Raw genomic sequence first — 16,995 nt, forward strand, 5'->3', positions numbered from 1 at the left:
CTCGTGCCACCGTACGGACGACGACAGGGGAGGCAGGATGCACGAGGACGGGACGCCCGGGCGGAGCCGCACGGTGGACCTCGGGGGGCCGGTGCACTACCTGGACTTCGGCGGTCCGGACGACGGGCCGCCGGTGGTGCTCGTGCACGGGCTGGGCGGTTCGCACCTGAACTGGGACCTCGTCGCGCCGGCGTTGCGCGAGCACGGTCGCGTGCTGGCGCTGGACCTGCCCGGGTTCGGTCGCAGCGAGCCGGGTGGGCGCACGGCCAGCGTGCCGGCCAACGTCGCCGTGCTGCACCGCTTCCTCACCGAGGTGGTGGGGGAGCCGGCGGTGCTGGTGGGCAACTCGATGGGCGGCATGATCTCCATCCTCGAGACGGGTGAGCACCCCGAGGCCGTCTGCGGCCTGGTCCTGCTCGACCCCGCCGTCCCCGGGTCGCGGCGCGCGCTCGACCCCCGGGTGGCCGTCATGTTCGCGCTCTACGCGATCCCCTTCGTCGGGGAGCGCTTCCTGTGGTGGCGGCGGCAGCGCACGTCCGCCCTGGCGCGGGTGCGCGAGATGCTGGAACTCGTCGGCGTCGACCCCGAGGGCGTGCCCGCCGACGTCATCGACCGGTCGGTGTCCCTGCTGGAGGAGCGGCGCGACGTCCAGGGCATGGACCGGGCGTTCCTCGCCGCGGCCCGCTCCCTGCTGCGCGTGCTCGCCGATCCGCGCCGCTACCGGGCCGCGATGGCGTCCATCGACGTCCCGGTGCTGCTGCTCCACGGCGACCGCGACCGGCTGGTGCCGGTCGAGGCGGCCCGCGACATCGCCCGCCGCCACCCCACCTGGCGCTACGCGGAGTGGTCGGGGGTCGGGCACGTGCCGCAGCTGCAGGAGCCGGAGCGCCTCGTCACCGAGGTCCTCGACTGGATGCGGGACGCGCAGCTCACCGGCTCCCGGGCCTGAGCGTGTCGCGCAGCGCCTCCAGCCCGGTGTAGCGCGGTCGCCAGCCGAGCTCCTCGCGGGCGCGCGTGGTGTCCATGATCGCCGGCCGGCTCGCCACCTCGATCCACTCCGCCGCGGGCGGCAGGAACGGCAGGCGGGAGAAGGCGCGGGCGGCGGCCTGCGCCGGGGCGGCCGGTAGCGGGATCGCGAGCGCCCCGAACTCCCGCGCGACGTCGGCGGCGGTGAGGACGCCCTCGCCGGCGATGTTGTAGGCCCCGGGCGGGCCGGCCCCGAGCACGCACAGCAGCAGCGCCTGCCCGACGTCGTCCTGGTGCACGAACTGCAGCGGGTGCTGCGGCACCAGCAGCGGCACGGGGACCGGCAGCCGCCGCGGCCGGCCGAAGAGCCGGCGCCCGACCGGGGCGAGCGGGCCGGGCAGCACGTCCTTGCCGCCGACGGCGTGCGGGCCGAGCACGACCGGCGGGCGGAGCAGGTACAGGTCCAGCTCCGGCGCGGCCGCCGACTCCCCGTCGAGCAAGTGCTCGAGCTCGGCCTTCTCCTGCGCGTAGAACAGCCGCGACGCGGGGCGCACCGGCCACTCCTCGGGGATCAGCTCCGGGTTGTCCTGGTGGAAGCCGTAGGCGGCGACCGAGGAGGCGTAGACGAAGCGCCGGGCGCCGACCGCGGCCGCCGCGCGGACGACGTTCACCGTGCCGTCGACGTTGATCGCCCGGGTCGTCGCCCGGGAGGCGTTGCCGGTGATGAGGAAGGCCAGGTGGACGACGACGTCGGCCCCCGCGAAGGCCTCGCGCAGCGCCTCCGGATCGCGCACGTCGCCCTGGCGGTAGGTCATCTTCGTCCAGCCCCGGGCAGCCGGGTCGAACGGCCGGCGGGCCATGCCGATGACCGTCCCGACGCGGTCGTCCTCCTGCAGCAGCGGCACCAGGCCTTCGCCGAAGGTACCGGTCGGCCCGGTGACGGCCACCGTGAGCCCGCGCGGGCGGCCCCCGCGCTTCCTGGCGGGGCTCACCGAGCGGCTGCCCGCGTCGGCGTCCCGCCGGTGGGCCGGTCCTCACCGGGCGTGCCCTCGGCCGCCCGGGCCAGCTCGAGGAGCTCCTCGATGCCGCGCCGGATCCCGCCGGAGAGGACGTCGACGTCGGGGAAGGCGTCGAAGTCGGCGTTGATGCCGAACGTCATCGTGTCCAGGTAGCTGAAGATCCCGATCGAGCAGCGGATGCCGCCGGCGATCGGCACGTAAGCGTGCGCCGACCGCATCCGCTTGCCCAGCACGTACAGCGGGACCCGCGGGCCCGGCACGTTCGTGGTCACGGCCTGGCACCACATCTGGCCGGCCTGCATGCCCGCCCGGACGCCGAGGGAGAGCATGCTGGGAGCCACGTAGTCGCCCATCGCGATGATCGACGGCACGTCGACGGCCTGCATCGCCCGCTTGTACTCGTCCATCTGGCCGCGGATGCTCCGCAGCCGTGACGCGGGGTCGGGGTCGCCGACGGGCAGGTCGACGAAGACGGCCGAGACCTGGTTGTCCAGGGAGCCGCGCCGGCTCGCCGAGCGGACCGACACCGGCACCATCGTGCGCACCACGAGCTTGTCCGAGGACAACTCGCCGCGGCCCTGGAGGAGGTCGCGGAACGCCTTGGTGATCGCGGTGAGGATGACGTCGTTCACCGTGCCGCCCAGCGCCGTGCGCACCTCCTTGAACTCCGCGAGGCTGCCCTGCGTCCACGCCCAGCGCCGGTGCGGGCCGATGTGCCCGTTCAGCGAACGGGCGGTGGGGGTGACGGCCTGCTTGGCCAGCGAGGGCACCGTGCGGGCCAGCGTGCGGCTCGTCTCGGTCAGCCCCTTCACGTTGCGGACGGCGGCGCCGACGCCCGGCAGGCCGGTGAGGGTGCGCAGCGGGGCGGTCGCCGCCTCCGTGATCGCCCCGGCCATCAGCGCGGCCGACGACGGATCCCGCCGCGGCGTCCACTCACGCGGCTCGGCGTGGGTGGCGTCGGGGTCCAGGTCGAACATCAGCTGCATGAGGTCGGTGCCGGCGACGCCGTCGACCATGCAGTGGTGGACCTTGGAGATCAGCGCCCACCGCCCGTCGGCCAGGCCCTCCACCAGCCACAGCTCCCAGAGCGGCTTGGCCATGTCCAGGCGCTGCCCGAGCACCCGGCCGGCCAGGTTGCGCAGCTGCTCGTCACCGCCGGGCGAGGGCACCGCGGTGTGCCGCACGTGGTACAGGATCTGGAAGTGGGGGTCGTCGACCCACATCGGGCGCCCGAGCTGCAGCGGCACCTCCCGCACGCGCTGCCGGTACCGCGGCACGAGCGGCAGCTTGCTCAGCAGCAGGCGGACGACGTCGCCGTAGGTCGGGGCCGGGCCGTCGAACACCGCCACCGATCCCACGTGCATGGGGGTGTTCTCGCTCTCGGCGAAGTAGAACCCGCTGTCGAGGGCACTCATGCGGTCCACGTCTCACTCCTCGGCCGTCGTCCCGGATGCTGGCCGCCGACGTTAGGTGTGGCGCTCGGTGCACGCACATCGGGCTGTGGCGGCGGCCACATCCTCCGTGCCCCGCCCCCCGCTGCGTCAACCGGCCCTGCGCCCCCCGACCTGCACCCGGTCCAGCAGCCCGGCGAACGCGCGGTTCACCACCTCCGTCCGCGTGAGGTTGACGCTGTGCCCGGCCCCCGGGACGACGACCAGCTCGGCGCCCGGGCCCACCGCCTCGGCGATCCGCCGGCCGTGCGCCTCGGGGGTCAGCCGGTCGTGGGTCGCCGCGACGACGGTGACCGGCACCCGGCGGAGGACCTCCAGCGCCGCGGTCTCGTCGTGGTCGAGGAAGGTCGCGTAGAAGGCCATCGTCACAGGCAGCGGGGTCTCCTCCAGCAGCTGCTGCACCATCCGCACGGAGCGCCGGTCGGCGTCGTCCCGCCCGAACAGCAGCCGCCGGATGGCCCGCCGGCCGAGGAAGGTGCCCCGCCGGCGCCGCCGCTCCAGCGCCGGGGCCAGCCGCTGCAGCAGCCAGAGGTAGAGCCGGAGCAGGCGCAGCCGGCGCAGCACCCTCACGAGGAACCCGGTGAGCCCGCCGGCCACCAACCCGCCGGCGGAGGTGGCCAGCAGGAACGCGCCCACGACGCGGGTGCCGAACAGCTCCGGTCGCTGCCGCGCCAGCGCCAGGATGCTCATCCCGCCCATCGAGTGCCCGGCGAGCACGACCGGTCCGGCCGGGGCGACGGCGTCGAGCACCTGGCCGAGGTCGTGGCCGGTGCGGTCGATCGTGGCCCGGGTGAGCGGTGTCCAGCCGGAGCGGCCGTGCCCGCGCTGGTCCCACAGGACGAGCCGGGCGCGGTCCCGCAGGGCGGCCCGCTGGGGCTCCCACTCCGCCAGCCGAGCGGTGAACCCGTGGGAGAGGACGACGGTGAGCGGGGCGTCCTCCCTCCCGTCGAACTCCACGTGCAGGTCGACGCCGTCGTCGGTGGTCACCGTCCGGGAACCCGGTGGGGGCGGTCCGTCGAGCGGGGGCAGGGTCACGGGCGGGGGGTCTCCGGGCACGGCGCCATCCCAGGGCCCCGGGGTCGAAGGCGCAACCGGGCGGTGCGGTTCAGCGCACGCCGCGGCGGCCGGGGGCGGCCTCGCGCACCAGGCGGCGGGCGGTGTCCACCTCGCGGGCCACCGGGGCCAGCACCCCCTCGGCGTGCAGCTCGGCGTCGTCGGGCACGGCGGGGGCGCGGACGTCGTCCTCGAGCCCGCGGATCGCCCGCCGCAGCACGGCGACCTGGGCGAGATCGGGGGCCGGTTCCCCGCCGCGGCTGGCGATGACGGCCTCGGTGACGGCGTCGGAGGTGCGCTCCAGCTGCACGATCACCGGCCACCAGGCGGCCGCCCGCGTGCTGATCGGCGGCGGCTCGGCCAGGCGCCGCTGCAGCTGGGTCTGCAGCTCGGTCAGCGCGCGGTAGCTGCGCCGGCGGGCGCGGCGGCGCTCCGTCGGGCTGCCGGTGAAGGCGGCGGCCACGAACGCGTCCAGGGCGCGGGCGGCCTCGCCCAGCGCCTCGTCCAGCGGGGCCCGCCAGGTCTGCGGCCACAGCAGGTAGCCGAACACCAGCACGATCGCGCAGCCGATGAGCGTGTCCAGCAGCCGGGCGCCGACGAGCCCCGGGTCGCTCGGCAGCGCGAGGTCCAGCAGCAGGATGATCAGCGGCGTCTGGAACACCGAGAAGAGCCCGAAGTTCGCGTTGCGCGCCCACGGCAGCACCGCGGCCGAGCCGGCCAGGGCCACCAGCACCCAGCCGTCGCGGGGGAGCGCCGCGAGCAGCGCCGAGCCGATCAGGACGCCGAGCAGGGTCCCGGCCCCGCGCTGCACCGCCCGGGTGAACACCGACCCGAAGTCGGGCTTCAGCACGATCGCGACGGTGAGCAGCACCCAGTACGGGCGCTCGATGGGCAGGTACTGGCGGGCGATCTCGGCCACGGTCATGCACAGCGCGAGGCGGACGGCGAAGGCCCGGGCGTCGGCGCTGGCGAGGGTGCGGTCACCCAGGTCGTGGAGGCGGGTGCGCAGATCCGGCCGCGGCACCGCCGCGGCCGCGCCGGCCCGCTCCTCCGGGTCGCCGACCACGTTCCACACCAGCCGAACGCCGTGGCGGACGGCCCGCGCCGCCGGGTGCCCCTCGACCAGCGGGGCCGGCCGCTGGTCGGTGAGCTGCCCGCTGCCGGAGACGGCCGCCGCGAGGGAGTGCACGGCGACGACGTCCCGCGGGTCGGCGGGCGCCCCCGCGCGCGCGGCGGCGACCGCACCCTCCACGAGCGGGGCCGCGGCGTTGAGGACGCCGGCCAGCTCGGAGAGCTCGCGGCTGCGCCCGGCCGACCGGCTGCGGCTGCGGATCACCCGGTCGTACGCCGCGTTGAGCGCGGCCGTGAGCGCCCGCCGGGCCTCGGAGGCCGCGTCGCTGCCCACCGCCGCCAGCAGCTCGCCGATGCGGGTGAAGACCACGGCGACGGCCGACCGGTCAGGGTCCAGCGGCTCGGTGCCCGCCTGCACCAGCGTGGTCACCGTGGCCCACGCCGCCCCGCAGAGGAAGAAGCCGACCTCGGCGGCGGCCGGCAGCGGTGTCACCAGCCCCGAGGCGAGGGCGGTGTAGACGAGCAGCTGGAGCGCCCCCAGGGAGAGCGTGGCGCTCACCGCGCTGATCAGCGCGGCGGCCGCCGACAGCGCGGCGATGACGGCCACCGGCCCCCAGCCGCCGCCGCTCGCGTACTGGCCCACCAGCAGGCCGAGCGTGCCGAACAGCGTGGCGGCGAGGATGCGGCGCAGCCGCTCGCGCAGCGGGCCCGGCTGGGGTGCCAGGCTCGCCGCGAGCGCGCCGATCGTGGCGAAGACGCCGGCGCCGAGCGCGCTTCCCGGCTCCAGCCCGCCGCCCACCGCGACGGCGAGGGCCAGGGGCGCGGGGATGGAGACGGCGAACCGCGCGACGTCGCGCCACGGGACCGGCGGGGGAGTGGTGCGCACCAGCTCCTCCAGCCAGGCCGGTGCCCGCAGCGACCGCTCCCGACGCCGCCGCTCTCCCACGGCGGAAGCTTGGCATTCCGGCGGACCGGTCGCGTGCAGCCCCGCCTACGCTGACCAGCCGTGACCGTGCAGCTCGGGAAGGTCCTCGCCGCCCTCGACGCCCGCTACGACCCCGCGCTCGCCGAGAGCTGGGACGCGGTCGGCCTCGTCTGCGGTGACCCGGCGGAGCCGGTGCGCTCGGTGCTGTTCGCGGTGGACCCGACGACGGCGGTCGTCGACGAGGTGGTCGCGACCGGTGCGCAGCTGCTGGTCACCCATCACCCGCTCTTCCTGACGCCGGTGCACGGCGTGCCCGCCGACGACCCGCGGGGCCGGCTGGTGCACCGGCTGGTCCGGGCCGGGGCCGCGCTGTTCGTCGCGCACACCAACGCCGACCGGGCCCCTGGGTGGGGGGTGAACGACGCGCTGGCCGGGGCGCTCGGGCTCGAGGACGCCGTGCCGCTGGAGCCCTCGCCCGCGGACCCCCGCGCGGGGCTCGGCCGGGTCGGCCGGCTGGCGGAGCCGATGACGCTGCGCGCCTTCGCCGCGCACGCGGCGGCGGCCCTCCCGGCCACGGCCGGCGGCGTGCGGGCGGCCGGCGACCCCGAGCGGACGATCACCACCGTCGCGGTCTGCGGCGGCAGCGGCGGCTCGCTGCTGGGTGCGGCCGCCGCGGCCGGGGCCGACGTACTGCTCACCAGCGACCTGAAGCACCACCCCGTGTCCGACGCGCGGGAGGTGCCCGGACCGGCGCTGTGCGACGTCGCGCACTGGGCGTCGGAGTGGCCCTGGCTGCCGGTGGCCGCGGACCGGCTGCGCCGGGACCTCGACGGTGCGGTGGAGGTCGCCGTCTCGACCCGGCGCACCGACCCGTGGAGCCTCCGGGCGGACGCGCCGAGGTAGCCGGGGCGGCCTATCCGTGGCCGGCGGCCCGCAGCGCCTGGATGCACGCCCGTTCGAGGCCCCGCTGGCGGCGCATCCGGGCGAACAGCCCCGGCACCGGCTCCAGCTCGCGGGTGGCGGCCGGCCGGACCCCGCTCAGCCGACCGTCGGCGTACCGGCCGGTGGTGGTGTGCACCGTCCAGCGTTCGACGTCGGGCACCGACAGCTCCTGGCCGATCAGCACGGCCGGACCGGAGGCACCTGCAGGACCGTCGGCCACCGGGAGGGGATCGGCGGCCCAGTCGGGGACCCGGACGGTACCGACGTGCAGCCCGCCGTCGTCGACGCCGAGCACGACGTCCGCCGGGTCGTCGCGGCGCCCGCCCGGGACGACGTCGGCGGGCTCGAGCACGAGCACCAGCCGCGGGAGGTACCACCAGTGCTCGCGGCGCAGCATGGGGGAGTCCGCCAGGGCCCGCGCCGGTGGGTGCTTGCGGAGCTCCTGGGTGAGCAGCTCCTCGGTGAAGAGGTCGCCGTCGCCGTCCTCGACGAGGGTCAGGCGGCCGGTCGCCACCAGCGGGGTCCAGCGGGAACCGGTCAGCCGCGGATCGGAGAGGACCAGCGCCGCGGTGTCGCTCGCAGCCGCGGCGCGGGCCGTGCCGACGTGCGCCCACGGCAGTGCGACCGTCGGCTTCCCGCCCAGGAGGAGGGGGACGACCCCGATGGCGCCCGGAGGTCCGTCCGGCGTGCGCCACAACAATTCGGCCACGCCTGCCGAGTGGACTGCGGCCGCAACACTTGTGGGGTCCATCACCTGGTTGTCTACTCCCCTCGGACGGCGGCAACCGAGCCGCCCTCGGACTCGGGAGTCGCCGTGCCTGCGATCGTCGTGGCCGTCGTGGTCGGGGTGCTGTTCTTCCTCGGCTACCGGTACTACTCCAGCTATCTGGCCAGGAGCGTCTACGCGCTGGATCCGGCGTTCGTCACGCCGGCGCACGAGTTCAACGACGGCAACGACTTCGTGCCGACGAACAAGCACGTGCTGTTCGGCCACCACTTCACCTCGGTGGCCGGTGCCGCGCCGATCGTCGGCCCGGCCATCGCGGTCTTCTGGGGCTGGGGGCCGGCGCTGCTGTGGATCGTGCTCGGCACGATCTTCGCCGCCGGGGTGCACGACTTCGGGGCGCTGGCGGTCTCCGTGCGGCACAAGGCCAAGAGCATCGGCACGTTGGCCGGTGACGTGATCAACGGCCGCGCACGCATGCTCTTCATGATCATCATCTTCTTCCTGCTCACCCTGGTGAACGCGGTCTTCGCCGTCGTCATCGGCAACCTGTTCGTGGGCAACCCCGCGGCGGTCATCCCGATCGTGGTGGAGATCCCGATGGCCATGGCGATCGGGCAGTACATCTACAAGACCCGCTCGTCGGCGCTGATCCCGTCGATCGTCGGCGTGATCATCCTGTACGCGCTGATCCTCGTCGGCCAGGCGTTCCCGATCTCGCTCGACGGTCTGGCCGAGGCGCTGGGTGTCGAGCAGACCCGCAACGTCTGGGTCGTCCTGCTGTTCATCTACACCTGGGCGGCCTCGCGCATCCCGGTCTGGATGCTGCTGCAGCCGCGCGACTACATCAACAGCCACCAGCTGTTCATCGCCCTCGGCGTCATCGCGCTCGGCGTGATCGTCGGCATGAACACCATCCAGGCGCCGGTGATCAACGATGTGCCGGAGGGGTCGCCGAACTTCTTTCCGTTCCTGTTCATCACCGTGGCCTGCGGCGCGGTCTCCGGCTTCCACTCGCTGGTGTCGTCGGGCACCACGTCGAAGCAGCTGGACAAGGAGACCGACGCCCGCTACGTCGGCTACATGGGCGCCGTGGGCGAGGGCTCGCTGGCCACCGGCGCGGTGCTCGCGGCCACCGCCGGCGTCGCGGCATCCGAGGTGGAGTGGAACGCGCTGTACGCGGACTTCGCGACCGCGTCCGGCGGCGCGGCCGGCAACTTCGTCAACGGCGTGGCGCAGTTCGCCAACAACCTCGCGATCCCGCTGGACCTGGCGACCACGTTCGCCGCCGTCGTCGTCATCAGCTTCGCGGCGACGACGATGGACACCGGCGTCCGGCTGCAGCGCTACCTGGTGCAGGAGATCGGCGAGCAGTTGAACATCCGGGTGCTCGCCCGCAACCTCACCGTGGCGACGACCGTCGCCGTCCTCATCCCGCTCGCCATGGCGCTGATCCCGGGTGAAGGCGAGGCCGGCTACACGTTCGGCGTCCTGTGGCAGCTGTTCGGGACGACGAACCAGCTCACCGCCGGGCTGGCGCTCTCGGTGATCGCGGTGTGGGTGACCCGCCGGGGCCGCAACCCGCTCGCCGCGATCATCCCGCTGGTGTTCCTGCTGGTGATGACGACCTGGGCGCTGATCCTGAACCTCCGGAACTTCATCGAAGCCGAGCAGTGGGTGCTCGCGCCGCTGGATGCGCTGATCTTCGTCCTGGCGATCTGGCTCATCGTGGAAGCGGCGCTGGCCCTGATGAAGGCCCGGCGGGAGCGCCCCGCGGTGCCGGTCGACGGAACGGGCACCGGTCGGGAGTCCGTCGTCGCCCGGGCCAACCCAGACGAGGCGACCTCCGACGTCCCGCTGGGTGGGTCCGACCGGGACGACCGCCGGTGACCTCGCGGGTCGTCCTCGTCCGCGGCTCGCGCGACGTCGCTGCCTCCGGCGGGTGCTGCAGCGGCGACGTGAAGCCGTTCGACGAGGGCGGCTCGCACCGTCACGCACCGAGAGACGAGAGCGATGACGGCGTCGCCCCGGTGTACCGCGCCCTGCGCGCGGCGCTGCCGGGCGACGTCGCCGTCGAGATCGTCTCGCCGTCGAACTGGCTGTGGCTGGTGCCGGAGCTGGTGCGGGGCGGCCGCCGGCGGGGCCTGCGCGGCCCGGCGCTCCGGCAGTCCGTGCGCGCCGGGATGGCGGTCGAGTCGCTGATCGTCGACGGCGTGGTGCTCGCCTCCGGCGGCCTGCCCGACCCCGATGCCGCCGTCGCCGCGGTGGAGGCCGAGCTGGCGCTGCGGTGACCGGGCCGCGGTCGGGCCACGGGTAGGTTGGCGGGGTGAAGGTCGACCACTTCGAACAGCAGAAGCTCCTGGAGCTCGCGGCGGAGGACGTCGCCCTGACCCAGCTCGCCCACCGGCGGCGGACGCTGCCGGAGGCCGTGGCCGTCGAGACCGCCGCGGAGACCGAGCGGTCGCTCGCCGACGACGTCGTCCGGGCCGAGACCGAGGTCCGCGACCTGCAGCGGGAGGTGTCCCGGCTGGAGGCCGACGTCGAGACGGTCCGGCAGCGCGCGACCCGCGACCAGCAGCGCCTGGACGCCGGCGGGATCAACGCGCGCGAGACGACGAGCCTGCAGCTGGAGATGGAGTCGCTGGCCCGGCGCCAGTCGACCCTGGAGGACCAGGAGCTCGAGCTGATGGAGCGCCTGGAGACCGCCGAGGTGACGCTGCGGACGGCGCAGGAGGCGCGCGAGCAGGCGCGCGGCGACCTGGAGCGGGCCGAGCAGTTGCGCGACGACGCCCTCTCCGACATCGCCGACGGCACCACCCGGCACGAGAGCGCGCGCGCCGCGGTCGCCGGGGGGCTCTCCGCGCCGCTGCTGGCGCTGTACGACCGGGTGCGCACCCAGACCGGCACGACCGGTGCGGCGATGCTCCGCTCCCGGCAGTGCCAGGGGTGCCGCATCGAGCTCAACGGCCGGGAGCTCGCGGCGGTCCGCAACGCCGACCCGCATGAGGTGGTCCGGTGCGAGAACTGCGGGCGGATCCTCGTCCGCACCGCCGAGTCCGGGCTGTGAGCCGCCGGTTCGTCGTGGAGGCCGACGGCGGTTCCCGGGGCAACCCGGGGCCGGCCGGCTACGGCGCGCTCGTGCGCGACGCGGACACCGGCCGGGTGCTGGCCGAGCGCGCCGCGTCGGTCGGGCGCGCCACCAACAACGTCGCCGAGTACGGCGGGCTGGTCGCCGGGCTGCAGGCGGCGCTGGACCTCGACGCCTCCGCCGAGGTCGAGGTGCGCATGGACTCCAAGCTCGTCGTCGAGCAGATGTCGGGGCGCTGGAAGATCAAGCACCCCGACATGCAGCAGCTGGCGCTGCAGGCCCGCGCGATCGCCCGGAAGCTGGGCGCCGTCCGCTACACCTGGGTGCCGCGCGCGCAGAACGGCGCCGCCGACGCGCTGGCCAACAGCGCGATGGACGGCAGGCCGGTCCACCGCGACGTCGCCGCCGAGCCCAGCGTGGCCGAGGACGACGTCCAGCCCACCGCCGAACCGGCGCCGGTGGTCACCACCGTGACCCACCTGCTCCGGCACGGGCAGACCGAGCACACCCCCGAGCGCCGGTTCAGCGGCCGCAACGAGCTGCCGCTGTCGCGGACCGGCCGCGCCGAGGCCGAGGCGGCCGGGGAGCGGGCCGCCGAGCTCGGCATCGAGGTCGTCGTCGCCTCGCCGCTGCGCCGCACCCGGGAGACCGCCGAGATCGTGGCCGCGCGCCTGGGCCTGCCCGTGGAGTTCGACGACGACCTGGTCGAGCTGGACTTCGGCGACCTCGAGGGGCTCACCTCCGACGAGGCGCGGGCCCGGCACCCCCTGGCGGTGCGCCGGTTCCTGGCCGACGTGACCGTGGCCGCCCCCGGCGGGGAGTCGATCGCCGACGTGGGCCGCCGGGTGGCCGGGGCGCGGCAGCGGATCCTCGCCCGGCACGCCGGTCGGACGGTCCTGGTGGTCAGCCACGTCACACCGATCAAGCTGCTGCTCGCCGCCGGGCTGGGCGTCGGCGACGACGTCGTCCACCGGGTGTTCCTGGAGGCGGCCTCGCTGTGCACGGTGGCGTGGTCGACCGACGGGCGCTCGTCGGTGCGGCTGCTGAACGACACCGCCCACCTGCGCTGACAGCCTGGGCAGAGCAGCCCGTCAGGTGCGCAGGTAGAGGTAGACCGCCACCGCGACACCGAAGGTGACGATGACGACCCGCAGCGGTGTCGGCGGGATGCGGGTGGCGATCCGCGCTCCGAGGAACCCACCCACCAGGCCGGCCGGTGCGGCGACGGCCACCGCCGCCCAGTGCACGTCGCCGAAGATGCCGAAGACGACGAGGGTGACGGTGGCGGTCACCGCGGAGATCGCGGACTTGAGCGCGTTGGCCAGCTTGAGCCGGCCCAGGCCCAGGCCGAGGACGCCGACGAGGATGACGCCGAGCGCCCCGCCGAAGTAGCCGCCGTAGACGGTGGCCAGGAACAGCGCGACGAACAGCCACCACGGGTCCCGGGACCGGTCCTCCTCCCCGTGCCGCCGGAGCCGCCGGGTGAGCAGCGGCTGCACCGCCAGCAGGAGGCTGGCCAGCAGGACGAGGACGGGCACGACCAGCTCGAAGGCCGCCGAGGGCAGCACCAGCAGCAGGATGCTGCCCACCGTGCCGCCGAGCACGGCGACCAGCGAGAACCGGAGCAGCCGGCGGCGCTGACCGCGGTACTCCGGGCGGAACCCCGCCACGCCGCCGAGGTAGCCCGGCCACTGGGCGACGGAGTTGGTCACGTTCGCCTCGACGGTGCCCAGCCCGAGCGCCACCAGCGTGGGGAAGAGGATCAGCGACCCGCCACCGGCGATGGAGTTGATGCCACCGGCGAGGAGGGCCACCCCGGCCACCAGGAGCAGGTCGAGGGCACCCACGGCGGGTCACCCTACGGTGGGTGCATGCGGAAGCCGGCGAGCGCGACGTGGCTGGGAGCCCTGCTGGGTGGGTCGGGAGCGCTGCACCTGGTGCGCCCGCGCACCTACGAGTGGCTGGTGCCGCCGGAGCTCGGGTCGGCGCGCGTCTGGGTGCTCGCCAGCGGGGTCGCCGAGATCGGCACCGCGGCCCTGCTCGCCGCGCCGCGCACCCGGCGGGCCGGCGGCTGGTCGGCCGCGGCCCTGCTGCTGGCGTTCGTGCCCGCGCACCTGCACCACCTCCGGCTCGGGCGCGGCAGGCCACCGGTGCTGGCCGCGGCCGCGGTACGGCTGCCCCTGCAGGTGCCCATGGTGGCCGCGGCGCTCCGGGTGGCCCGCGGCGGCTGACTGCGGGGCAGACTCGGCGCATGCCGCCCACCCGGATGCCCGACGACTGGCAGCGCGCCCTCGTCGTCGCCGCCCACCCCGACGACATCGAGTACGGCCTGGCCGCCGCCGTCGCCACCTGGACGGCGGCGGGCAAGGAGGTGCACTACCTGCTGGCGACCCGGGGCGAGGCCGGGATGGCCGGCGTCCCCCCGGCGGAGGCGGGGCCGCTGCGCGAGGAGGAGGAGCGGCGGTCGGCAGCGGTCGTCGGCGTCACCGAGGTGGAGTTCCTCGACCACCGGGACGGCGTCCTCGTCGCCGGGCCGGAGCTGCGCCGCGACCTCGCCGCCGCGATCCGCCGACACCGGCCCGAGCTCGTCGTCACCGGCTACTTCGGGCCCACCTGGACCCCGCCGGGGGTGTCGCCGGCCTACCTCAACTCCGCCGACCACCAGGCCCTCGGGCAGTCGGTGCTCGACGCGGTCGCCGACGCGGGCAACGAGTGGATCTTCCCGGAGCTGACCGAGGAGCGGTGGCCGGGCGTGCAGTACATCGCGGTCAGCGAGCTGACCGACCCGCCCCACGAGGTCGACGTCAGCGACCAGGTCGAGACGGCGGTCGCCTCGCTGGCCGAGCACCGGCGGTACCTGGAGCTCCTCTCGGACGACCCGGTCGACGTGCAGGCGCGGCAGATCGTGGACATGTCGACGCTGACCGAGGACGGGCGGCGGCGCGTGGGGTACCGGCTCTACTGGGGGTAGGCATCGCCCGCAGACCCGCAGACCCGCAGACCCGCAGACCCGCAGGCCCTGGGCACATGGCCGGCTGACCGGAGCGGTCAGAACGGTGGTGGGTCGTCGTCCAGGTCGAGTGCCCGGTTCGTGTCCGTGTCTGGCTCCGGTTCCGGTGGTGGTTGCGGTGGTGCGGTGAGGACGCGGAAGCCCGGTGGTCGGCTGGTGCGGGTGACGCCGGTGGGGGTGGTGACGGTGAGCACGCCGTCGTCGCTCATCGTGTGCTGCCAGCCGGGGACGAAGGTCTTGAGCCGGTGGTGGCGGCGGCACCGGCAGCACAGGTTCTCGCAGGCGGTCTGGCCGCCGGCGGTGTGGGCGATGACGTGGTCCAGGTCGGCCCAGCCGGCGGGCACGGTGCAGCCGGGGTGGCGGCAGGTGCGGTCGCGCAGGCGGAGGAACTGCTGCTGGCCGGCCGAGGGGCGGTAGCGGTCCACCGCCGCCGGTGGGCCCAGCAGCGGGCAGCCGCACGACGAGTCCGGACGGTCGGGGTGGTCGGGGTGGTCGGGGTGGTCGGGGTGGTGGGGGCAGCCGGTGCGGGCCAGCCGGGCCAGCTCCGCCCGGCTGGTGACCGCCCGCAGCTTCCCGGTGGCGTCGGTGATCGCGATCTGCAGGCTGCCCGCCGGTGGGGCCTGCACCGCGAGGGCGTCGAGCTGGGCGAGCAGTTCGCGCAGGTGGGCGGCGGTGATCGGCTCCCCGTCGACCTCCCCGATCGGCTCGGCAACCCCTGGCGGGGTGCCGGGTGGGGTGAAGGCGTCCGGGGTCGGGGCGCCGGCGGCGAGGAACCCGGCGGGGGTGAGCGCGGTCAGCGGGGCGATGACGGTCAGCTGCGCGGTCACCGCCGGGCGCTCCTGCCAGGGCCGCAGCAGCAGATCGGCGGCGGCGCCGGCGCGCAACATGCCGATCGGCCGCTCGTCGCCGGCCTCCTTCGCCGCGCGGGCATGCCGATCCACGGCGTCCCGGCAGGCGCGGGCCTCGGGATGGGGCAGCAGGGCGCGCAGCTCGCTCATGCCGTCCCCGACCGGCCGCACGGTCACATCCGCCCCACGCTGCCGGGCCTTGCGCCGCCGCTCGCCGGCGTCGGTGTCACGGGCCAGCAGCTCCGCGCGGACGGCCTCGCGCAGCTTGCCCACCCCCAGGCCGCTCGCGCCGGGCAGCACCGCGGCCTCCACCCCGGCGATCACTGTCGGGTCGGTGTCGGACCCGGCGGCGGCGACCTCGGCGGCGATCGCCCGGGCCCGCGGCCAGTCCAGCAACCCCAGCCGCAGCGCCGCGAAGGTGCCCGGCAGCCGGGTGGTGAGCACATCGGCGTGCTCCAGCAGGGTCACCGCCGCCGTCCGGCTGCAGTTGTGCACCATGGCCAACTCGTCGGGCACGAACTCACTGGCCCCCGCCGGGCCGCGGTCCCCGGCCCGCTCACCCCCAGGTGGCGGATCGGCCGGCGCCGGCCGGGCGGCCGCGAGGTCCATCACCAGCTCCACCCGCAACGCGGCCAGCTTCGCCTCGGCCACCACGATCTGGCCGAGCAGGTCGGCGGCCTCCACCGCGCCGCGCCGGGCCGGCAGCCACGCGGACAACGGCTCGTCCCACCGCTGCGGATCGGGATCGGCCAGCTCCCACGGCGAGGGCAACGGGTCGACCGGGGACACCGTCACCCCGACCGCGAACCCGACCACCGACATAACCGCAGGCTAGACAGGGGCTACGACAATTCCCGCGCCTCAGCGCCGGGTGAGCGACGCATAGAGGGCGTACGTCGACGCAAACGAACCCACCGCCGTCGGGCGGACCGCTCCGGGGGCGGGTCCGCCCTACCGCAGAAGGACAGCGCGGCGGTCCAGGCTTCGCCCAGAGGTCCAAGGCTCCGGTAGGCGGGTCCGGTGGACCGGGACGGGAACGATCAGCGGGTGGTGCGCGGGGTGGCGGGGTGGCTGCCCGCCGTGACCAGGTCGGCGACGGCCTGCCGGGCGTCGCCGGCGGTGACCAGCCCCTCGCCCACGAGCACGGCGTCGGCCCCGGCGGCGGCGTAGCCGATCAGGTCGTGCGGGCCGCGGACGCCGGACTCGGCGACCTTCACGACCTCCGACGGCAGCCCGGGCGCGATCCGCTCGAAGGTGGACCGGTCGACCTGCAGGGTGGTCAGGTCGCGGGCGTTGACCCCGATCACCGAGGCCCCCGCCGCCATCGCCCGATCGGCCTCGGCTTCGGTGTGCACCTCGACCAGCGCGGTCATGCCCAGGGACTCGACGCGCTCGAGCAGGCCGACGAGCACGTTCTGCTCCAGAGCGGCGACGATGAGCAGGACGACGTCGGCACCGTGGGCCCGCGCCTCGTGCACCTGGTAGCTGCTGACGACGAAGTCCTTGCACAGCACCGGGACGTCGACGACGGCGCGGACGGCGGCGAGGTCGGCGTGCGAGCCGTGGAAGTGCTGGCGCTCGGTGAGCACGGAGATGACGCGGGCGCCGCCGGCGGCGTACTGCTGCGCCAGCGAGGCGGGGTCGGCGATGTCTGCGAGGTCGCCCTTGGAGGGGCTGCGCCGCTTGACCTCGGCGATCACGCCGACGCCGGGGGCGCGCAGCGCGGCCAGCGCGTCGCGGGCGGGCCGGGCCGCCTGCGCGGCGGCCTTCACCTCGGCCAGCGGCGTCGCGGCCTCGCGGACGGCGAGGTCGGCGCGGACGCCCTCGATGATCTCGTCGAGCACGTTCACGGCGTGGCCGCAGCCTCGGCCGAGGTCCCGTGGTCGTTCATCGTCGCC

General features: G+C 75.4%; 16 protein-coding genes. 8 read left to right on the forward strand and 8 right to left on the reverse strand.

From position 1 onward, the window contains the following. The first annotated feature begins 37 nt into the window (after nt 1–37). Nucleotides 38–949, forward strand: a complete 912-nt coding sequence (locus QOZ88_RS16230) for an alpha/beta fold hydrolase (RefSeq protein WP_306000769.1) — start codon at nt 38–40, stop codon at nt 947–949. Here QOZ88_RS16230 and QOZ88_RS16235 read toward each other — a convergent pair. The 4 genes from QOZ88_RS16235 to QOZ88_RS16250 form a co-directional block, all read right to left on the reverse strand. Continuing rightward, nucleotides 930–1,958: an NAD-dependent epimerase/dehydratase family protein gene (locus QOZ88_RS16235; protein ID WP_306000770.1), complete on the reverse strand. Its 1,029-nt coding sequence runs from the start codon at nt 1,956–1,958 to the stop codon at nt 930–932. The genes QOZ88_RS16230 and QOZ88_RS16235 overlap by 20 nt on opposite strands. After that, nucleotides 1,955–3,400: a WS/DGAT/MGAT family O-acyltransferase gene (locus QOZ88_RS16240; RefSeq protein WP_306000848.1), complete on the reverse strand. Its 1,446-nt coding sequence runs from the start codon at nt 3,398–3,400 to the stop codon at nt 1,955–1,957. Before QOZ88_RS16240 ends, QOZ88_RS16235 begins: the two co-directional genes overlap by 4 nt. 126 nt (nt 3,401–3,526) lie before the next feature. Further along, nucleotides 3,527–4,423: an alpha/beta fold hydrolase gene (locus tag QOZ88_RS16245; protein WP_306000771.1), complete on the reverse strand. Its 897-nt coding sequence runs from the start codon at nt 4,421–4,423 to the stop codon at nt 3,527–3,529. A gap of 118 nt (nt 4,424–4,541) precedes the next feature. Further along, nucleotides 4,542–6,506, reverse strand: coding sequence for an FUSC family protein (locus QOZ88_RS16250; protein ID WP_306000772.1), 1,965 nt, complete (start codon nt 6,504–6,506; stop codon nt 4,542–4,544). Nucleotides 6,507–6,566: 60 nt separating this feature from the next. On the opposite strand from QOZ88_RS16250, the gene QOZ88_RS16255 reads away from it, so the two are divergent. Continuing rightward, complete coding sequence (locus QOZ88_RS16255; RefSeq protein WP_306000773.1) at nt 6,567–7,388, forward strand: Nif3-like dinuclear metal center hexameric protein; 822 nt, start codon at nt 6,567–6,569, stop codon at nt 7,386–7,388. Between the two features lie 10 nt (nt 7,389–7,398). On the opposite strand, the gene QOZ88_RS16260 is transcribed toward QOZ88_RS16255, so the two are convergent. After that, nucleotides 7,399–8,136 carry a hypothetical protein gene (locus QOZ88_RS16260; RefSeq protein WP_306000774.1) on the reverse strand — a complete coding sequence of 246 codons (738 nt, stop codon included), beginning with the start codon at nt 8,134–8,136 and terminating at the stop codon, nt 7,399–7,401. Nucleotides 8,137–8,241: 105 nt separating this feature from the next. Here QOZ88_RS16260 and QOZ88_RS16265 point away from each other — a divergent pair, with 105 nt between their 5' ends. The 4 genes from QOZ88_RS16265 to QOZ88_RS16280 are packed head-to-tail and all read left to right on the forward strand — an operon-like array spanning nt 8,242 to nt 12,309. After that, entirely contained in the window at nt 8,242–10,041 is a 1,800-nt protein-coding gene (locus QOZ88_RS16265) for a carbon starvation CstA family protein (RefSeq protein WP_306000775.1), read from the forward strand. Next, the gene (locus QOZ88_RS16270; RefSeq protein ID WP_306000776.1) at nt 10,038–10,442 is read left to right on the forward strand and encodes a hypothetical protein; all 405 of its coding nucleotides are present in this window, start codon (nt 10,038–10,040) and stop codon (nt 10,440–10,442) included. The genes QOZ88_RS16265 and QOZ88_RS16270 overlap by 4 nt, the downstream gene beginning before the upstream one ends. A 35-nt stretch (nt 10,443–10,477) precedes the next feature. Next, nucleotides 10,478–11,218, forward strand: a complete 741-nt coding sequence (locus tag QOZ88_RS16275) for a zinc ribbon domain-containing protein (protein ID WP_306000777.1) — start codon at nt 10,478–10,480, stop codon at nt 11,216–11,218. After that, on the forward strand, nt 11,215–12,309 hold the full coding sequence (locus QOZ88_RS16280; protein ID WP_306000778.1) for a bifunctional RNase H/acid phosphatase: 1,095 nt from the start codon (nt 11,215–11,217) through the stop codon (nt 12,307–12,309). The genes QOZ88_RS16275 and QOZ88_RS16280 overlap by 4 nt, the downstream gene beginning before the upstream one ends. A gap of 21 nt (nt 12,310–12,330) precedes the next feature. Here QOZ88_RS16280 and QOZ88_RS16285 read toward each other — a convergent pair whose 3' ends face one another. Continuing rightward, the gene (locus tag QOZ88_RS16285) at nt 12,331–13,086 is read right to left on the reverse strand and encodes a sulfite exporter TauE/SafE family protein (protein WP_306000779.1); all 756 of its coding nucleotides are present in this window, start codon (nt 13,084–13,086) and stop codon (nt 12,331–12,333) included. 24 nt (nt 13,087–13,110) lie between these two features. Between QOZ88_RS16285 and QOZ88_RS16290 the strand changes: the two genes are divergently transcribed. Continuing rightward, nucleotides 13,111–13,470, forward strand: a complete 360-nt coding sequence (locus QOZ88_RS16290; RefSeq protein WP_306000780.1) for a DoxX family protein — start codon at nt 13,111–13,113, stop codon at nt 13,468–13,470. Between the two features lie 20 nt (nt 13,471–13,490). Further along, nucleotides 13,491–14,210 (forward strand): PIG-L deacetylase family protein, encoded by a 720-nt coding sequence (locus QOZ88_RS16295; RefSeq protein ID WP_306000781.1) that lies wholly within the window; start codon nt 13,491–13,493, stop codon nt 14,208–14,210. A 77-nt stretch (nt 14,211–14,287) separates the two neighbouring features. On the opposite strand, the gene QOZ88_RS16300 is transcribed toward QOZ88_RS16295, so the two are convergent. Together QOZ88_RS16300 and trpC are read right to left on the reverse strand one after the other, a co-directional pair. Next, nucleotides 14,288–15,919 (reverse strand): HNH endonuclease signature motif containing protein, encoded by a 1,632-nt coding sequence (locus QOZ88_RS16300; RefSeq protein ID WP_306000782.1) that lies wholly within the window; start codon nt 15,917–15,919, stop codon nt 14,288–14,290. Nucleotides 15,920–16,137: 218 nt separating this feature from the next. Continuing rightward, nucleotides 16,138–16,947: an indole-3-glycerol phosphate synthase TrpC gene (trpC, locus tag QOZ88_RS16305; RefSeq protein ID WP_306000783.1), complete on the reverse strand. Its 810-nt coding sequence runs from the start codon at nt 16,945–16,947 to the stop codon at nt 16,138–16,140. Between the last annotated feature and the right edge of the window lie 48 nt (nt 16,948–16,995).

Origin of the sequence: Blastococcus carthaginiensis, from assembly GCF_030731085.1 — a bacterium.
GTDB lineage: Bacteria > Actinomycetota > Actinomycetes > Mycobacteriales > Geodermatophilaceae > Blastococcus > Blastococcus carthaginiensis.

What these genes read in the sequence shown, in the direction of transcription:
- QOZ88_RS16230 (WP_306000769.1), top strand. Translation starts at nt 38, where the DNA reads ATGCACGAGGACGGGACGCCCGGGCGGAGCCGCACGGTGGACCTCGGG.
- QOZ88_RS16240 (WP_306000848.1), bottom strand. Translation starts at nt 3,400, where the DNA reads ATGAGTGCCCTCGACAGCGGGTTCTACTTCGCCGAGAGCGAGAACACC.
- QOZ88_RS16290 (WP_306000780.1), top strand. Translation starts at nt 13,111, where the DNA reads ATGCGGAAGCCGGCGAGCGCGACGTGGCTGGGAGCCCTGCTGGGTGGG.
- QOZ88_RS16295 (WP_306000781.1), top strand. Translation starts at nt 13,491, where the DNA reads ATGCCGCCCACCCGGATGCCCGACGACTGGCAGCGCGCCCTCGTCGTC.
- QOZ88_RS16300 (WP_306000782.1), bottom strand. Translation starts at nt 15,919, where the DNA reads ATGTCGGTGGTCGGGTTCGCGGTCGGGGTGACGGTGTCCCCGGTCGAC.